This window comes from Gemmatimonadaceae bacterium (genome assembly GCA_036504815.1).
GTDB lineage: Bacteria > Gemmatimonadota > Gemmatimonadetes > Gemmatimonadales > Gemmatimonadaceae > PNKL01.
In genome coordinates this window covers 210,674-225,850 of sequence record DASXUN010000030.1, presented here as the reverse complement: position 1 = coordinate 225,850, position 15,177 = coordinate 210,674, and the positions used below count along the sequence as shown (strand labels likewise).

At 70.0% G+C, this 15,177-nt stretch carries 12 protein-coding genes; 8 read left to right on the top strand and 4 right to left on the bottom strand.

The window, feature by feature from the left end; translation table 11 throughout:
• Window positions 1-44: 44 nt before the first annotated feature.
• Complete coding sequence (locus VGJ96_15065; protein ID HEY3288440.1) at window positions 45-1,874, bottom strand: PDZ domain-containing protein; 1,830 nt, start codon at window positions 1,872-1,874, stop codon at window positions 45-47.
• Window positions 1,875-2,058: 184 nt separating this feature from the next.
• Between VGJ96_15065 and VGJ96_15060 the strand changes: the two genes are divergently transcribed.
• Complete coding sequence (locus VGJ96_15060; protein HEY3288439.1) at window positions 2,059-2,586, top strand: hypothetical protein; 528 nt, start codon at window positions 2,059-2,061, stop codon at window positions 2,584-2,586.
• On the opposite strand, the gene VGJ96_15055 is transcribed toward VGJ96_15060, so the two are convergent.
• The gene (locus VGJ96_15055; GenBank protein ID HEY3288438.1) at window positions 2,583-5,447 is read right to left on the bottom strand and encodes an ATP-binding protein; all 2,865 of its coding nucleotides are present in this window, start codon (window positions 5,445-5,447) and stop codon (window positions 2,583-2,585) included. The two genes, VGJ96_15060 and VGJ96_15055, sit on opposite strands and share 4 nt — an antisense overlap.
• Window positions 5,448-5,593: 146 nt before the next feature.
• Between VGJ96_15055 and VGJ96_15050 the strand changes: the two genes are divergently transcribed.
• From VGJ96_15050 to VGJ96_15040, 3 genes are read left to right on the top strand one after another with little or no spacing between them, the layout of a single operon-like run.
• Complete coding sequence (locus tag VGJ96_15050) at window positions 5,594-7,441, top strand: hypothetical protein (protein HEY3288437.1); 1,848 nt, start codon at window positions 5,594-5,596, stop codon at window positions 7,439-7,441.
• 25 nt (window positions 7,442-7,466) lie between these two features.
• On the top strand, window positions 7,467-9,143 hold the full coding sequence (locus tag VGJ96_15045) for an amidohydrolase (protein HEY3288436.1): 1,677 nt from the start codon (window positions 7,467-7,469) through the stop codon (window positions 9,141-9,143).
• The gene (locus tag VGJ96_15040) at window positions 9,143-9,529 is read left to right on the top strand and encodes a hypothetical protein (protein HEY3288435.1); all 387 of its coding nucleotides are present in this window, start codon (window positions 9,143-9,145) and stop codon (window positions 9,527-9,529) included. Before VGJ96_15045 ends, VGJ96_15040 begins: the two co-directional genes overlap by 1 nt.
• Before the next feature lie 4 nt (window positions 9,530-9,533).
• Here the strand turns inward: VGJ96_15040 and VGJ96_15035 are convergent, their stop codons facing one another.
• On the bottom strand, window positions 9,534-9,890 hold the full coding sequence (locus VGJ96_15035) for a sulfite exporter TauE/SafE family protein (GenBank protein HEY3288434.1): 357 nt from the start codon (window positions 9,888-9,890) through the stop codon (window positions 9,534-9,536).
• 69 nt (window positions 9,891-9,959) lie between these two features.
• Window positions 9,960-11,663 (bottom strand): HEAT repeat domain-containing protein, encoded by a 1,704-nt coding sequence (locus tag VGJ96_15030; GenBank protein ID HEY3288433.1) that lies wholly within the window; start codon window positions 11,661-11,663, stop codon window positions 9,960-9,962.
• A gap of 92 nt (window positions 11,664-11,755) precedes the next feature.
• Here VGJ96_15030 and VGJ96_15025 point away from each other — a divergent pair, with 92 nt between their 5' ends.
• Genes VGJ96_15025 through nth form a run of 4 tightly spaced genes read left to right on the top strand, consistent with a single transcriptional unit; the run spans window position 11,756 to window position 15,166 of the window.
• Entirely contained in the window at window positions 11,756-13,084 is a 1,329-nt protein-coding gene (locus VGJ96_15025; protein HEY3288432.1) for a M28 family peptidase, read from the top strand.
• Between the two features lie 29 nt (window positions 13,085-13,113).
• On the top strand, window positions 13,114-13,986 hold the full coding sequence (locus tag VGJ96_15020) for an alpha/beta fold hydrolase (GenBank protein ID HEY3288431.1): 873 nt from the start codon (window positions 13,114-13,116) through the stop codon (window positions 13,984-13,986).
• 4 nt (window positions 13,987-13,990) lie between these two features.
• Window positions 13,991-14,446, top strand: a complete 456-nt coding sequence (locus VGJ96_15015) for a hypothetical protein (protein HEY3288430.1) — start codon at window positions 13,991-13,993, stop codon at window positions 14,444-14,446.
• Window positions 14,447-14,503: 57 nt separating this feature from the next.
• Entirely contained in the window at window positions 14,504-15,166 is a 663-nt protein-coding gene (gene nth, locus VGJ96_15010) for an endonuclease III (protein HEY3288429.1), read from the top strand.
• Window positions 15,167-15,177: the final 11 nt, after the last annotated feature.

Genomic DNA, 15,177 nt, shown 5'->3' with positions numbered 1-15,177 from the left:
TGCGGGGCCTGTTGCGTGCGCGCCTGGCTCGCCGGCGAACGGCCCTACTTGCCGTCGAGCGCCCCGATGAGGATGCCGTTCCGAATGCGCCGCGCCCTGGGCGACGCCGCGGGATCATCCTCCAGTCGCGCGTTGATCATCGTCATCACCTGCACGGTGCCCTTGAGTGTCAGGGACCGGCCGTCGCGGCGCACCACCAGCGTCATCGGCGCCCCGGCGCGGGCACGCGATCGCCACGTGTCGAAGAAATCGAAGCCGGCGGCGGCAATGCCGTCCACGCTCACCAAAATGTCACCCACGCGCACGCCGGCGAGCGCGGCGGCCCCGCGCTCACTCACTTGCGTGATGAGCTGCCCCTCGGCCTCGGGGCTCAGCACGACGCCCAGCCGCGGCTCGACCAGCGTGTCGACGGCATAGCGCCACCCCGCCTTCGCAAGCCAGCTCGTCCACGGGAACGGTTCGCGGCCGTCCACATATTGCCGATTGAAATCCGCGAACGACGCGCCGCCCGCCGCGCGTGAGACGGCGTCCCACCACTCCTGCGCCGTGAATCCCCGCCCCGCCTTGTAGGTGCGCCCGTACAGCGCACGCATCACGCCGTCCAGCGACGCGGCGTTGTCGGTGGCGTCGCGGATCAGGATGTCGAGCGCGAGCCCGGCCAGCGACCCCTTGTCGTAGTAGATGTCCTGCGTGCCGTCCCGCATGCGCAGCCAGGTCTGCAGCGACGCATCCTCCAGGGCCACCGGCGCGAGCTGCGCGACGTGGTCCATCTTCCCCTGCGTGACGGCGAGGAATCCGGCGGGCGTGATGGCGCCGCCTCGCACCATGACGACGTCGGCGTAGTAGTCCGTGATCCCTTCGCTCACCCACAGCCAGGTCGTCGGCTGGGCGCGGTCGTACCGGTAGGGCCACAGGTCGGACGGACGCAGCCGCTTCACGTTGAACGCGTGAAAGATCTCGTGCGCGTAGACGCTGGGCACGAACGACTCATCCAGGTACGGCGTGCCGATGACGCCGACATTCGAGTTCTGGTGCTCGAGGGCGCTCATCCCGCCGAAGGACGAATCGGCAATCTGCATCACGGTGTAGGTCGTCCACGGCGTCTCGCCGAAGATCGCCACTTGGGGCGGCACCGACCGGCGCAGCGACTCCCACAGCTTCGCGCGCCGTCCCCCGGCCACGCTGCCACGCGGGAACGTCGCGAGCCGCATCCAGCGCCCGGCAATCTCCGCGCTGTCCACGTCGAACCGTCCCACGAAGAATGGCGCGTCGACCAGCTCGTGATACGAGGGCGCGGTGAACGCGCCGGTGCTGTCGCGCTCGAGCCCCGTGAGCACGCGCCAGCCGGGTTCCGTCCGCACGCTCACCCGCGAGCGAAAGGCGGGTGATTGCCCCTCGGGATACAGGAAGACGTTGGTGCCATTGATGAGCGCGAAGTCGTCGCGCGCCCAATTGAACGCGTTGTCCAGCGAATCGGCGCGCGCCTCGAAGCGCACGGTGATTTCGTGCGCGCCGTCCGGTTCGATGCGCCAGGTATCGGGGTCGGACTTGTCCCACCGAAGCGCCTTCCCCTCCGCGGTGACCGAAAAGCCCGAGACGTCGCGCGCGTAGTCGCTGATCTCGTAGGCCCCCGGCGTCCACGCGGGGAGCGAGAGCAGGACGGGCCTCGGGCCGCGCACGGTGAACGTCATCTCCACGCCGATCGATCGCATGACGCCGTGCGCCGCGTCGAAGCGCAGCTGGTAGCGGACGTCATCGATGCCCGCCGACAGGGAGTCGGCGACGCCGGCAACGGCGGGCTGCGCCAGGGCGATGGGCGCCACGGCGATCTGGAGGGCCGCAGCCAGCGCGGCGAAAGAGACAATTGGGCGCATGGGGTCCGAGTCGAGGGGCCGGACGAAAGCTAGCGCGGCCGGCGGCACGTTGCCGCGTTCGGGCATCAATCGTTGATTAGTATGGTGTCGGGCCATCGCTCGACCCGTTTCCTTCGTCGTCGCGGTGGCGGCTTTCGGGCCGCCACTCGTCATACCGTTCCCGCGTTCCGAGGCGCCTCGCCAGATGACCGGACCCAGCACTCGCAGCACCAAGGCCGTCGACTCCAAGCGCCTGCACCTGATCATGCGCGACACGACGATGCTCGAGGGCGAGATCTTCATCGGCGATGACGCGCCGCTCGTCCAGTACCTGGCCAACCGCAAGGGCGGCTGGATGAACATGGTGCACGCCCGCCGGCCGAAGCTCAACGAGACGCCGGGCCACCTGATCGTGCAGACGGACCACATCGTCCTGGCGTCCGCCCCCGACGGCAACGTGCTGGTGCTCGGGCAGTCCGCGATCGGCGTGGGCGAACGGAGCGTGGACATCGTGCTCGTGGGCGGCACGACGGTGAAGGGGATCCTCCCGCTGGCCCCGCAGCAGCGCCTCAGCGATTACCTGAGCTCGAGCGGAAAGTTCGTGGGCGTCAAGGCGGCCTCGCTCGCCGCGGACGGGCGCGCGCTCGGCGACGTGGTCATCCACTCCTCCGCGATCACGATGCTTCGCGAGGCGCGCGAGTCGGCCGGACCGGCCATCGGTCCCGGCGACTAGACCTTGCCGTCGATCGCCTCGCGCACCCGTGCAACCAGCTCATCGGGGGTGAAGGGCTTCGCGAGCAGTCCGCCATCGCTGATCGATCCGCCCTCGTCCGCAATCACGTCGGACGCGTAGCCGGACATGAAGAGCACGCGCGCCGACGGGCGCGCCTGCCGCATGCGCCGCGCCAGCTCCGGGCCGCTCAGCCCCGGCATCACCACGTCGGAAAGCAGCAGGTCAATGCGCCCGTCGTACGCCGCCACCCGGGTGAGCGCCTCCTCACCGTCGCGCGCCGCCAGCACGCGGAAGCCGGCCCGCGTGAGCGTCACGCGCACGAGCTCGCGCACCGCCCCCTCGTCCTCGACCACGCAGATGGTGCGCGCCCCTTCGTCGGCCGGCATGCCGGGCGAGATGAGCACGTCCGGCAGCGGCGGCGCCGAATCGACCAGGTGCGGCACCGCCGTCGCGAGCGGGAGGAGCACCCGCATGCGCGTCCCCTCGCCGAGGGCGCTCACCACTTCGATGGTCCCGCGGTGCTGTCGCGCGATGCCATACGCGGTCGACAGGCCGAGTCCCGTCCCCTTGCCGCGCGGCTTGGTGGTGAAGAACGGATCGAAGGCGCGGCGCTGCGTCTCCTCGTCCATGCCCACGCCCACGTCCTCGACCTCGATCACGCCGTAGGCACCGCGCGCCAGCGGCTCGGGATCGGATGGATCGGGCTGATCGATGTCGGCGACGCCCAGGCGCACCTCGACGCGCCCGCCCGACGGCATGGCGTCGGCGGCGTTCAGCACGAGGTTCATCAGCACCTGCTGCACCTTGGCCCGATCGGCGTCGACGATGATGCCCGGCTCGGCGATCACGGTCAGGTCGTGGTTCACGCTGAGTGACTTGCGCAGGAGCGGCTCGAACTCGGCGACCACTTCGGCCAGGTCGATGCGGCGCGTGTCGAGCACCTGCGCGCGCCCGAAGGCGAGCAGCTGGGCCACCACTTCCTTGGCGCGGCCGGCCGCGGTGCGGACCAGGGCCAGATCCTTGCGCGCCGGATTGTCGGCCGGCACGCTCGACAGGGCGAGGTCGGTGTAGCCGACGATCGGCGTGAGCAGGTTGTTGAAGTCATGCGCGATACCGCCGGCGAGGCGGCCGATCCCCTCCATCTTCTGCGCCTGCGCCAGCTGCTCCAGCGTCTCCCGATATCGCGACTCGCTTCGCTGCACGGCCTGGGCATCGGCTTCGCGGCGTTCGCGCAGCGCGTCGTCCATGCGGGAGAATTGCGCACCCAGCGTGCGAATCTCCTGCACCGGGCTCGAGCCGAACCGGTGGAGGATCTCGCGAGGCACGAGCTGGCCGTTGGCGAGGTCCTCCGCCACCGCGCCGATGGAACGCAGCGGCGCGACGAGCTGCGCCCCGAGCGTGCGCGCCACGGCGTACACCGCGAGCAGGGCGACGAGCATCAACGCGACAAGCGCCAGTGACGTCGGGATCATCTCGTGGTGCACCGTCGACATCGGCTCGTCCACCAGAATCGAGAACGGGAACGCCGACACGCGGTACAGCGTGGTCAGCCGCGGCGCGACGCCCAGGCGATCGGTGTACGTGTCGGTGCTGGCGGAGGCGATGGTCTGCACCACGCTCTCGTGATCCTCGATGGCGTCACGGAGTTCCGCGCTGCGCGGCGTGCCGGGCGGCCAGCGCGGATTCGAGCTCGCCACCACGCGCCCCGTCCGGTCGAGCAGCTGCACGGCCCCCTCGCCCCGGCTCGCCCTGGCCCGCAGGATCGCGCGCAGCGCCGCGACATCGAGCGCCCCCATCACCACGCCGCCGAATCCGCCCTGCGCCGTTATCAGCGGAACAGCGACCGGGAGAATGGGCTCCACGCCGTGCCGGCGCACGCGGAGCTGTCCGAGCACGAGGTCGCCGAATTCGGGGCGGCGGCTCGTGCGCGCGGCCGTGAAGTACGGGCGACGGCTGATGTCCCGCCCGACGTTCAGCGCTCCGGTGCTCGACCGTTCCGGCGCGGCTGCCACCACCGTCCCGGCGGCATTGGTCACGAAGACATTCACGAACTCGCCGTGCGCGTCGACGAAGTCGCGGAGCAGCGTCGCGGTGCGCTGGCCGGCGGGGTCGCCGGCCACGAAGACGGCGTCCTGCAGGTCCTCGAGCGAGGCCAGGCGTGAACGGAGAAAACGATCGGCACCCTCATCGGCGCTCGCGGCCACCTGACGGAGTTCGGCGGCGAGCTGGTTGCGTGCCGCCGCGTTCGACGCGCGGGCAAGCAGCAGCACGATGATCGCCATCGGCACCATCACGATCGGGACCGTGCGGTCGAAGAGCACCTCGCGCCACGATCGCAGCGATTCGGCCGGCAGGCCCAGGCGAGCCCGGACCCAGGGACTCCGCGCCCCCCACTCGGCCAGCACGGCATTCAGGACGCCATTCAGGATCTGCTTGACCACCAGCAGCAGAACGAAGCCGGGTGTCAGCGACATCCACCACAGGTATGCCACGGCATCCAGAAGCGCGCCCCCGGTCAGCCAGAACAGGACGTCCGCCACCACGAGACTGCGCGTGCGGTCGGCAAGGCGCGTGACGACGTAGCCCTCGATGGCGTACAGCGCGGTCGCCACCAGCACCACTTCGGACACCGAGCTGGCCGATGCATACCCGATGACGGCGGCGAGCAGGCCGGGAAGCGGGCCGAGCGCGCGGAACGCAAACAGCACGAAGGCGCCGCCGAGGGCGAACTTCGGCGTCTCGGCCGACAGGATCTGCGCGGGGATCTGATTGAGCGTCCACGTGGCCGCGCCGCAGCCGACGGCCAGCGCGAGCCTGGTCAACGACTGGCTATTGAAGGTCGCGCGAGTCAGCAGGGCCATGCGTGTCGGAAGCGGGAAGCTCGGGGATTCATCTCCCAAGATATTCGGCATCGCACCGCGGGAGGGCAACGGCTGGCCTTGACCGCCGTTGCACGGCATCTTCCTCCCTCCCGCACCGTTCCGCTCGTGCCACCGCTCCCCGGTCTATGCGCTCCTTCGCCATCGCCGTCGCACTCCTCGCACCCGCACTGATCGCCGCCCAGCAACCGGCGCCCGTGCGGTACGACGTCGCCTTCCCGAACGCGGTGCATCACGAGGCATCCGTCACCGTCGAGTTTCGCGCGGTGCCGGCCGGCACGCTGGTGCTGCGCATGAGCCGCAGTTCACCCGGTCGCTACGCGCTGCATGAGTTCGCCAAGAACGTCTACGGCGTGCGCGCCGCCGACGGCACCGGCAAGGACCTTCGTGTCACGCAGCCGAATCCCCACCAGTGGAACGTGACCACCGGCGGCGGCACCGTGCGCGTGAGCTACACGCTCTTCGGCGACCGGGTGGACGGCACCTACGCCGGCATCTCGACGTCGCACGCGCACCTGAACATGCCCGCGGCCTTCATGTGGGCGCGCGGCTTCGAGGCGCGCCCCATTCAGGTCACGTTTCACCCGCTGCCGGGCTGGCGCATCGCCACCCAGCTCGCGCCGACCGCCGATTCGCTCACGTTCACCGCGCCGCACCTGCAGTACCTCATGGACAGCCCCACCATGCTGGGACCGCTCGTCTTCCGGTCGTGGACGGTCGCATCGGGCGGGCGCACCGCGCAGTTCCGTATCGCGCTGGCGCATCAGGGGAGCGACGCGCAGGTGGACGCCTTTGCCGACGGCGCGCAGCGCATCGTGGGCGAGGCGGCGACTGTCTGGGGCGAACTGCCGGCGTTCGATTTCCGCCAGTACACCTTCCTGGCCGCCTATCTGCCGTGGGCTTCCGGCGACGGGATGGAGCATCGCAACTCGACGTCGCTGACATCGAGCGCCACGCTGGCCTCCCGCCTGACAGGCCTGCTCGAAACTGTCTCGCACGAGTTCTTCCACGCCTGGAATGTCGAACGCCTGCGGCCGAAGTCGCTCGAGCCCTTCGACTTTTCCGAGGCCAATCCCTCGCCGGAACTCTGGCTCGCCGAGGGCTTCACGTCGTATTACGGTGAGCTGATCATGGCGCGCGCGGGGCTCACGCCGGCGGCGGCGTTCATCCAGTCGGCCGGCGCCAACGCGGACGGCGTGACGACGGCGCCAGGACGCCGCTGGTTCAGCGCCGCGGAGATGAGCCTGCAGGCGCCGTTGGTGGATGCCGCCGTCTCCGTGGATCCACAGAACAAGGCCAACACGTTCATCTCGTACTACAGCTGGGGCTCCGCCATCGCCCTCGGCCTCGACCTGGCGCTGCGCACGCGCCACGACACGCTGTCGCTCGACACGTTCATGCGCGCCATGTGGGCCGAGTACGGGCGCGCCCAGGCGGGCTATGCGCCCGCCAAGCCATATCGGCTCGACGACGCGCGCCGCGTGCTCGGGCGCGTTGCCGGCGACACCGCGTGGGCGAACGACTTCTTTGCGCGCTTCGTACTCGGGCACGACGTGCCCGACTACGCGGCGCTGGCCGCGCACGCCGGTGTCGTCGTGCGACGCACACATCCCGGCGCCGCCTGGCTCGGTGATTCACGCGTCATTGCGGATGGTCCGCGACTGTCGGTGGCCACCCCCGTCCTGCAGGGCACGCCGCTCTACGCCGCAGGCGTCGAACTCGGCGACCGGCTGGTCCAGCTCGGCGGGGCGCCACTCACACAGCCCGAGCAGGTGGACTCCATTGTCGCCGCGCACCGCCCCGGCGATCGCATTCCCCTGGTCTTCTTCGGCCGCGACGGGACGCACGAGACCGTGCTCACGCTGATGGAGAATCCGCATCACGAGTTCGTGCCCGGCGAGTCGGCCGGGCAGGCGCCGACCGCGGCGCAGCTCATGTTCCGCCGCCGCTGGCTTTCATCGACCCGCAAGGATTGACGCTCCTCTCTCCCGGACCGGCATCATGCTCCGCTTGATCCCACGTTCCCTGCTGTTCCTCGCCAGCGCCAGCATCGCGCTCGCGCAAGGCACGACACCCGCTGCTGATCTCATCGTCACCAACGCGCGCATCTACACCGTGGATGCGTCCCGTCCGGTGGTGGAGGCCATCGCCGTCGCCGGCGGCCGCGTGCTCTTCGCGGGCAACGCGTCGGGCGCGCTGGCGCTGCGCGGCACGGCGACGAAGGTGGTGGACCTCGGCGGCCGCACCGTCATTCCCGGCATGGTGGATGCGCACCTGCATATCGCCGGGCTCGGCGACGCGCTGCACATCGTCGACCTGACCGGGACGACGAGCTATGACGAGGTCATCGCCCGCATCGCCGCGCGCGCCCGGCAAGTGCCGAAGGGGCAATGGGTGCTGGGACGCGGATGGGACCAGAACGACTGGGGCGACACGCGCTTCCCGACGCACGACAAGCTGACCGCGGCGGTTCCTGATCATCCGGTCTACGTCGTGCGCGTCGACGGCCACGCCGGACTCGCGAACCTCAAGGCGCTGCAGGCGGCCGGCGTCACGGCCGCGACGCCGGACCCGACCGGGGGCCACATCGAGCGGGATGCGAACGGTGCCCCGGCCGGCGTCTTCGTCGACAATGCGCAGGGGCTCGTGCGGCGCACCATTCCACGGCAGACGCGCGAGGACGTCAAGACATCCATTCTCGACGCGGTCAAGGAGGCCCAGCGGTGGGGGCTCACCGGCGGGCATGATGCCGGCGCCGGCGCCACCGAACTCGACGTGTACGAGGAACTCGCCAAGAGCGGACAGCTGAAGTTCCGCGTCAACGCGATGATCAGCGACAACGCCCAGACGATCGACGCCTGGTTCAAGCGCGGTGCGCTGGCCGACGGCTATAACGGCACGCTCTGGGTGCGCTCCATCAAGCTCTACGCCGATGGCGCCCTCGGCTCGCGCGGCGCCGCGCTGCTCGAACCGTACCGCGACGACCCCAAGAACACCGGCCTGCTCGTGTCGGCGCCGGCGCACATCCAGGAGGTGGCAGCCCGCGCGCTGAAGGCAGGATTCCAGGTGAACACGCACGCCATCGGCGACCGCGGCAACCGCCTGGTGCTCGACGCCTACGAGGCGGCGCTCAAGGCGAATCCCACCGCGGACCATCGCTTCCGGGTGGAACACGCGCAGATTCTGAACTTCGACGACATCCCGCGGTTTGCCGCGCTCGGGGTCATCCCCTCGATGCAGTCGAGCCACCAGACGAGCGACATGTACTGGGCCGAGGCGCGGCTCGGCGCCGGCCGACTGCTGGGCGCATATGCCTGGCGTTCGCTGCTCAACACCGGCGTCGTCGTGCCCAACGGCAGCGACGCGCCCGTCGAACAGGTCAACCCGCTCATCTCGTTCCACGCGGCCGTGTCGCGGCAGGATGCCCGCGACTGGCCACCCGGGGGATGGTATCCCGCCGAGCGCATGACGCGCGATGAAGCCCTCAAGTCGATGACCATCTGGCCCGCGTATGCGGCGTTCCAGGAGAAGGTCCTGGGCTCGCTCACCCCGGGCAAGTATGCGGACTTCGTCGTGCTCGATCAGGACATCATGCGCTGTCCCGCCGAGACCATCCTCCACACCAGGGTGCTGCAGACGTGGGTCGGCGGAACGCGCGTGTACGAGACGGCCCCGTGATGGCCTCCGCTTCGCCGGGGGCCAAGGTCTTCTTCCTCATCCGGCTCGCCATGACCGTGGGCGTCACCACGTTCATCGTGGTGGCGTGGATGCTCGGCGGGCGCGGTCAGCCGGCGTCGGTGGCCGCCGCCTCGCTCGCGACGCTCACGACGGTGATGTACGTCGCGGTGGGCGTCGCCGCGGCGGTCATCATGGCGCTGAAGCTGAGACTCGCCGAAGCGGAGCCCGCGATGCGGCGCTCACTGTCCGTGGTGGCGTGGGCCGTGGGGGAGTTCGCGGCGCTCTTTGGCGGGGTGATGCTCTTTCTCACTGGCGAATGGCGGTTCGTGCTTCCTGGGGCGCTCGTCTTCGCGATGAGCCTGTCGGTCGTCCGGATGCCGGAATAGGCGCTCACCCGACCCACATCTTCACCGCCACGCCCACCAGCACCAGCGAGAAGAGGCGCCGCAGCGACACGTCGGGCATCGCCTGCGCGGCCTTGGCGCCGAGCCAGGCGCCGAAGAACAGGCCCAGCGCGACCCACGCCGCCGCCTTCCACTGCAGGTGGCCCGTGCGATAGTACGCCCAGGCGCCCAGCGCGCCGACGGGCAGCAGCAGCGCACCGAGGGACGTGCCGATGGCCGTCTGCAGGGGAAGACGCGCGATGTACACCAGCGCCGGCACGATGATGATGCCGCCGCCGATGCCAAAGAGCCCGGCGAGCACGCCGGCCGCGAGACCGATGACCACAAGCAGCGTCGAATCCATGGTTCGTTGGCTGGATGAAAGGGGGACGGTCACGCCGGCGCCGAGTGAAGGCGAGCGCGCCGACGACGATCAGGTGCCGCTCACGGCGGCCATGCCCGTGGCCGCGGTCTGCCGGCGCGCACGCGTGTAGAGCCGGGCCGCGGCCTCGCGCACATCCTGTTCCTTGTCTTCGAGCAGCTTCTGCAGCGCGACCATCGCCGCCGGCGTGCGCGCTTCGCCCAGCGCCTCGATGGCGTGCAGCCGGAGCACCGGAGCGCGCCGCCGCCGCAGCATGCGATCGGTTGGATTGGCGAGTGCGATCAGCTTCTGCACCCCCTCGGCCGTCACGATCTTGCCCAGCACGGCCACGAGCGCCAGTTGCACGTCGAGCTCCTCTTCCGCATCGACGAGCGGGAGAATGGACGCGACCAGCCGCTCCTCACGACGGCCCTGCAGTGCCACGGCGGCGGCAAGGCGCACCTCGGGCGAGGCATCCTGCGCCGCGCGAACCAGCGCATCGGCCGCGAAATTTGAGTCCTTCGCGGTCGCCAGCGCTCGCGCCGCCGCCTGACGCACCCGTGTGCGCTCCGCCCCAAGCTGGTCGCCGAGCGCCCGTTCCATCTCGGGATGACGCAGCTCGACCATCAGGCCGATCGCGCGCTCGACCACGATTTCGCGCTGATCGTCCAGCATGGCGACCAGCGCGTCTTTCGTGCCCGGCAGGCGGCTCATCAATTCCAGGTAGAGCGCCCGCACCGCACGCGTCGGGGCGCTGCCGATGCAGTCGGCGACCGCTTCGGCGCCATCCTCACCGAAGCGGGCGAGCACCTGCTCGAGTTCGGAACGGACCTCCGGCGCGCCGGCATACAGCACCGCGTACGCGCGGGTCAGGGTCGGCTTGGTCAGGCGACGCAGCGTCACCACGAACTGTCGGCGCATCTCCGAGTCGTCCGCGCAGGCCTCGCACGCGAACATCGACAGCACGAGCCGCGCCGAGAGTGCCACCTGCCCGCCCCGCGCCGTCTGTTCGATTGCGGACTGCACGGGTTCGAGCAGGCGGCGCAGCGTGAGCGGCTCGCTCGAGGTGATGAGCCGCTCGAACAGTCCGCGGTACTCCGGTCCAGCCAGCTGTTCCACGCCCTCGGGCAATCGCTCGGCCAGCGGTCGCGAGGGCGCATCCGCGGCCGGCGCGGCGCCTTCCGCGACGACTTCCGCGACGCCTTCCGCAACGCCGTCCGCGGCGACGACGTCCAGCACCTCGGCCGGCGATTCCTCGGGCCGCGCGGCGGGTGCCGCGTCCAGTGGCTCGGCAACCGCCTGTTCGTCGGCTGGCTTCGCGGCTGTCGGTGCGCCTGCGGCGTCGAGAGTCTCCGCCGTCTCGGCTGGCGGCGACTCGGCGGCGACGACGCGCTCGACCGTCACCTCTTCCCATCGGTGCGCGGCGAGCTCGTCGGCAAAGGCCTGCGGTGAGGTCTTGCCCACGGCCACCGCGCCGAGGAGCTGTGCGAGCCGCTTCACTTCTTCCTGCTTCGCGTGATGGGCAACGTTGATGGCTGACACGCCCAGCGCTGATAGCAGGAGTTGCAGCGCCTCGACGTCGGGATGGGGATCCTCGACGTCGCGAGGGCCGGCGCGAAGCACACCGTTGACGAGGGAGAGTTCGATGGCGCCGTGCTTAGCGGCGCCGCGTGCCGCGCGCAGCGCCGCCTTCTCGGCGGCGCGATCAATCGGATCGCGTGCGTAGAGCGCGACCAGGTGCGATAGCTGGGTGGCGAACTCGACGTGGCGGTCCATGGATGGCCGAGAAGGGCGCGATTATCTGGCTTTCAAACCCCCGCCCGCCTAACATACGCGGGTTCCCCCCGTCCTCAACACCCATCACAGTCATGCACGCCTCAAACCGCTCGCGCCGCGCCCTGCTTGGCGCCGCCGCCCTGCTGCTTGCCGCTTGCCACCATACCGCCCCGGTGACGGCGCTCCTGAGCACGCCGCCCGCCGACCAGCTGCGCGAGGATGTCACGTTCCTTGCCAGCCCGGCGCTCGAAGGGCGCGGGACCGGCACGGCCGGCAATGACAGCGCGGCCGTCTTCATCGCGCGCCGATACAATGCGCTGCGGCTGGCCAGCATCTCGCAGGCGGATCGTCCGGCCTGCGCCAAGGGCGGCGTCACCGGCAGGGCCGAGTGCTTCGTGCTGCCGTTCACGGCGAGCGTCCCGGTGCGCAACGCCCCGCCGCGGTCGCTCAAGACGCAGAACGTCGCCGCGATCGTTCGGGGCAAGGGACCGCAGGCCGACGAGTACGTGATCGTGGGCGCGCACTTCGATCACATCGGGCGTGACTCCGCCAGCGCGCGCGATCCGGAGAAGGGACACGTCATTCACTACGGCGCCGACGACAATGGCTCGGGCACGGCCGTCGTCATGGAAGTCGCCCGCCGGCTCGCCAAGCGGCCGGCGAACCGTTCGATCCTCATCGCCAACTTCACCGGCGAGGAGCTCGGCCTCTTCGGCAGCACGCAGTTCGTCAACACCCTGCCCGTCGCGAAGGAGAAGGTGCAGGCCATGGTCAACCTCGACATGGTCGGCCGCCTGAAGAACGACAAGCTCATCGTCTACGGCGTGATGACGGCGACGGAGATGAAGGGGATCGTGGACAGCGCCAACGTCGAGCCCAGGCTCAACATCTCGGCGGTCGGCGATGGCGAAGGGCCCAGCGATCACGCCGCGTTCTATCGCAAGGACCTCCCCGTGCTGCACCTCTTCACCGACCTGCACGACGACTACCACACCGCCGCCGACGTGCCGGAGAAGCTCAACATCGACGGGATGGTGCGCGTGGCGGATTACACCGAGCGCGTCGTGCGCGCGCTGGCCGACCGTCCGGGGCGCCTCACCTTCCAGAAGGTGCAGACCGCGGCCGCCAGTCGTCCCTCGTCGCGCGCGGGGACCGGCGTCTACCTGGGCACCGTGCCCGACATGGGCGCCGGCGATGTGAAGGGCATGCCGCTCTCCGGCGTGCGCCCGGGAAGCCCCGCCGAGCAGGGCGGGCTGAAGGCCGGCGACATCATCATCAAGTTCGGCGACAAGGTGATCAACAACATCTACGACTACACCGACGCGATGGGCGCGTACAAGCCGGGGGACGTCGTGGACATCGTCGTGAAGCGCGCGGGCGCCGAGGTGACCCTGAAGGTGACGCTGGGCAAGCGGGGGTAGATCCGGATTCCATATCGTAAGTTGTAGCCATGCCCTGGTCCGGCTTCACCGCCAGCACTCCCGTCCCGCTGTACTGGGTCGCGCACGGCCCCTCGGGCGGCGCGCGGCTGCTCGTGCTGCACGGCGGCCCTGGCGCACACCACGACTATCTGCTGCCGCAGATGCTGGACCTCGCGGCGGACCGCGAGCTCGTGCTCTACGACCAGCGCGGCGGCGGCCGGTCGCGCCACGATGACGACCGCGCGACGATCACCTGGGAATCGCAGGTGCGTGACCTCGAGGCCGTCGTGCGCGAACTCGAGCTCACCCCGCTGACGCTGGTCGGATACTCGTGGGGCGGCCTCCTCGCCCTCCTCTACAGCCTGCAGGCCGCGCACGGCCATGCGACGCCGACTCCGTCCCGGTTGGTGCTCGTCGATCCCGCGCCCGTCTCGCGCGCCTGGCGTGCCCGCTTCGAGGCCGAGTTCGCGGCGCGCCAGCAGTCCGCCGCCATCCAGGCGCTGCGCGATGAACTCGCCGCTTCCGGCCTCCGGGAATCCGACCCCGCGGCGTATCGCCATCGCGCCTTCGAGCTGAGCGTCGCGGGGTATTTCGCCGATCCACTCCGAGCCCGCGCGCTCACCCCCTTCCGGGTGACCGGCCGCGTGCAGCAGTCCATCTGGGATTCACTCGGCGATTTCGACCTCACCTCGGCGCTGCGCGACGTCCGCTGCCCGGCACTCGTCGTTCACGGACGGCAGGATCCGATCCCGCTGGAGTCGTCGGTCGCCGTGGCCGAGGCCCTTCGGGCCGAGCTGGTCATACTGGATGACTGCGGCCACGTGCCGTATGTTGAGCAACCGGAGGCGCTCTTCCGCGCCATCCGGGGCTTCCTCGACCGCCCAACGCCGCCGGGCCACTGACCGCATGAGCGCCTACGACGAGATCTCCCAACCGTACGTCGCCACCATCGAGACCGAGGGCAAGCGCTACACGGTCTCGGTGCGCATCACGTACGACGGCATCGAGTACGTCGGGCGCCTCTGGTTCGCCGATGAGTCGTGGGACGACCTCGGCCTCCCCGACCGGGGCGCCCTGCCTGGCCGGACGAAGGACGAGGTGCTCACCCTCGCGCGCCGCATTCCACCCGATGAACTGGTGCGCCGTCACAAGCGGGCGCTCGCGGAGAAGCGGCGGTACCACGGCCTGCGCAAGGCAACCGATGAGATCCTCGCCAAGATCCGCTACCTCAACCAGGTCGCCATCTCGATGCGGGCCGGCCTGCTCGACGTCGAGGGAGCCGCGCAGGAGATCGACCTGACCGAGAAGCAGCTGCACGCCCTGATCGACCGTCTCGCCATTCACGCGGGCATCGAGGAATAGGCGCCCCCCGTTTCGCGGACCCCGGCGGCTTCCGCCGGGGTTTATTTTTGAGAGTTGATGAAGAAACCCTCCACCAGACGCCGGTCCCGCGCCGCGCTCGCGGCGCATGCCCGCGAGATCGAGCGCCGGCTCGTCGTGCTCTATCCCGACGCGCACTGCGAGCTCGATTTCCAGTCGCCCTTCGAGCTGCTGTGCGCCACCATCCTGTCGGCGCAGTGCACCGACAAGCGTGTCAACCTGGTGACTCCGGACCTGTTCCGGCGCTGGCCGAATGCCGCGGCGCTCGCAGCCGCCTCGCCGGACGACGTCGAGATGGTGATCAAGAGCACGGGCTTCTTCCGCAGCAAGGCGAAGTCGCTCATCGGCATGGCCCGGGCGCTTGTAGAAGCGCATGCCGGCGCGGTCCCCGCCGAGATGGATGCGCTCACCGCCTTGCCGGGCGTCGGGCGAAAGACCGCCAATGTGCTCCTGGGGAATGCCTTCGCGCGCAACGAAGGCATCGTCGTCGACACCCACGTGGCGCGCCTTGCCGCTCGCCTGGGCCTCACCGCGGAGACCGACCCCGTGCGCATCGAGCAGGCGCTCATGCCGCTGTTCGAGCACGACGGCTGGGCCCGTCTGTCGCACCTGCTCATCTGGCACGGTCGGCGCGTCTGCGACGCGCGCAAGCCGCGCTGCGCCGAGTGCACGCTTGCCGACATCTGCCCCTCGGCCACCTGACCCGCCCCTTC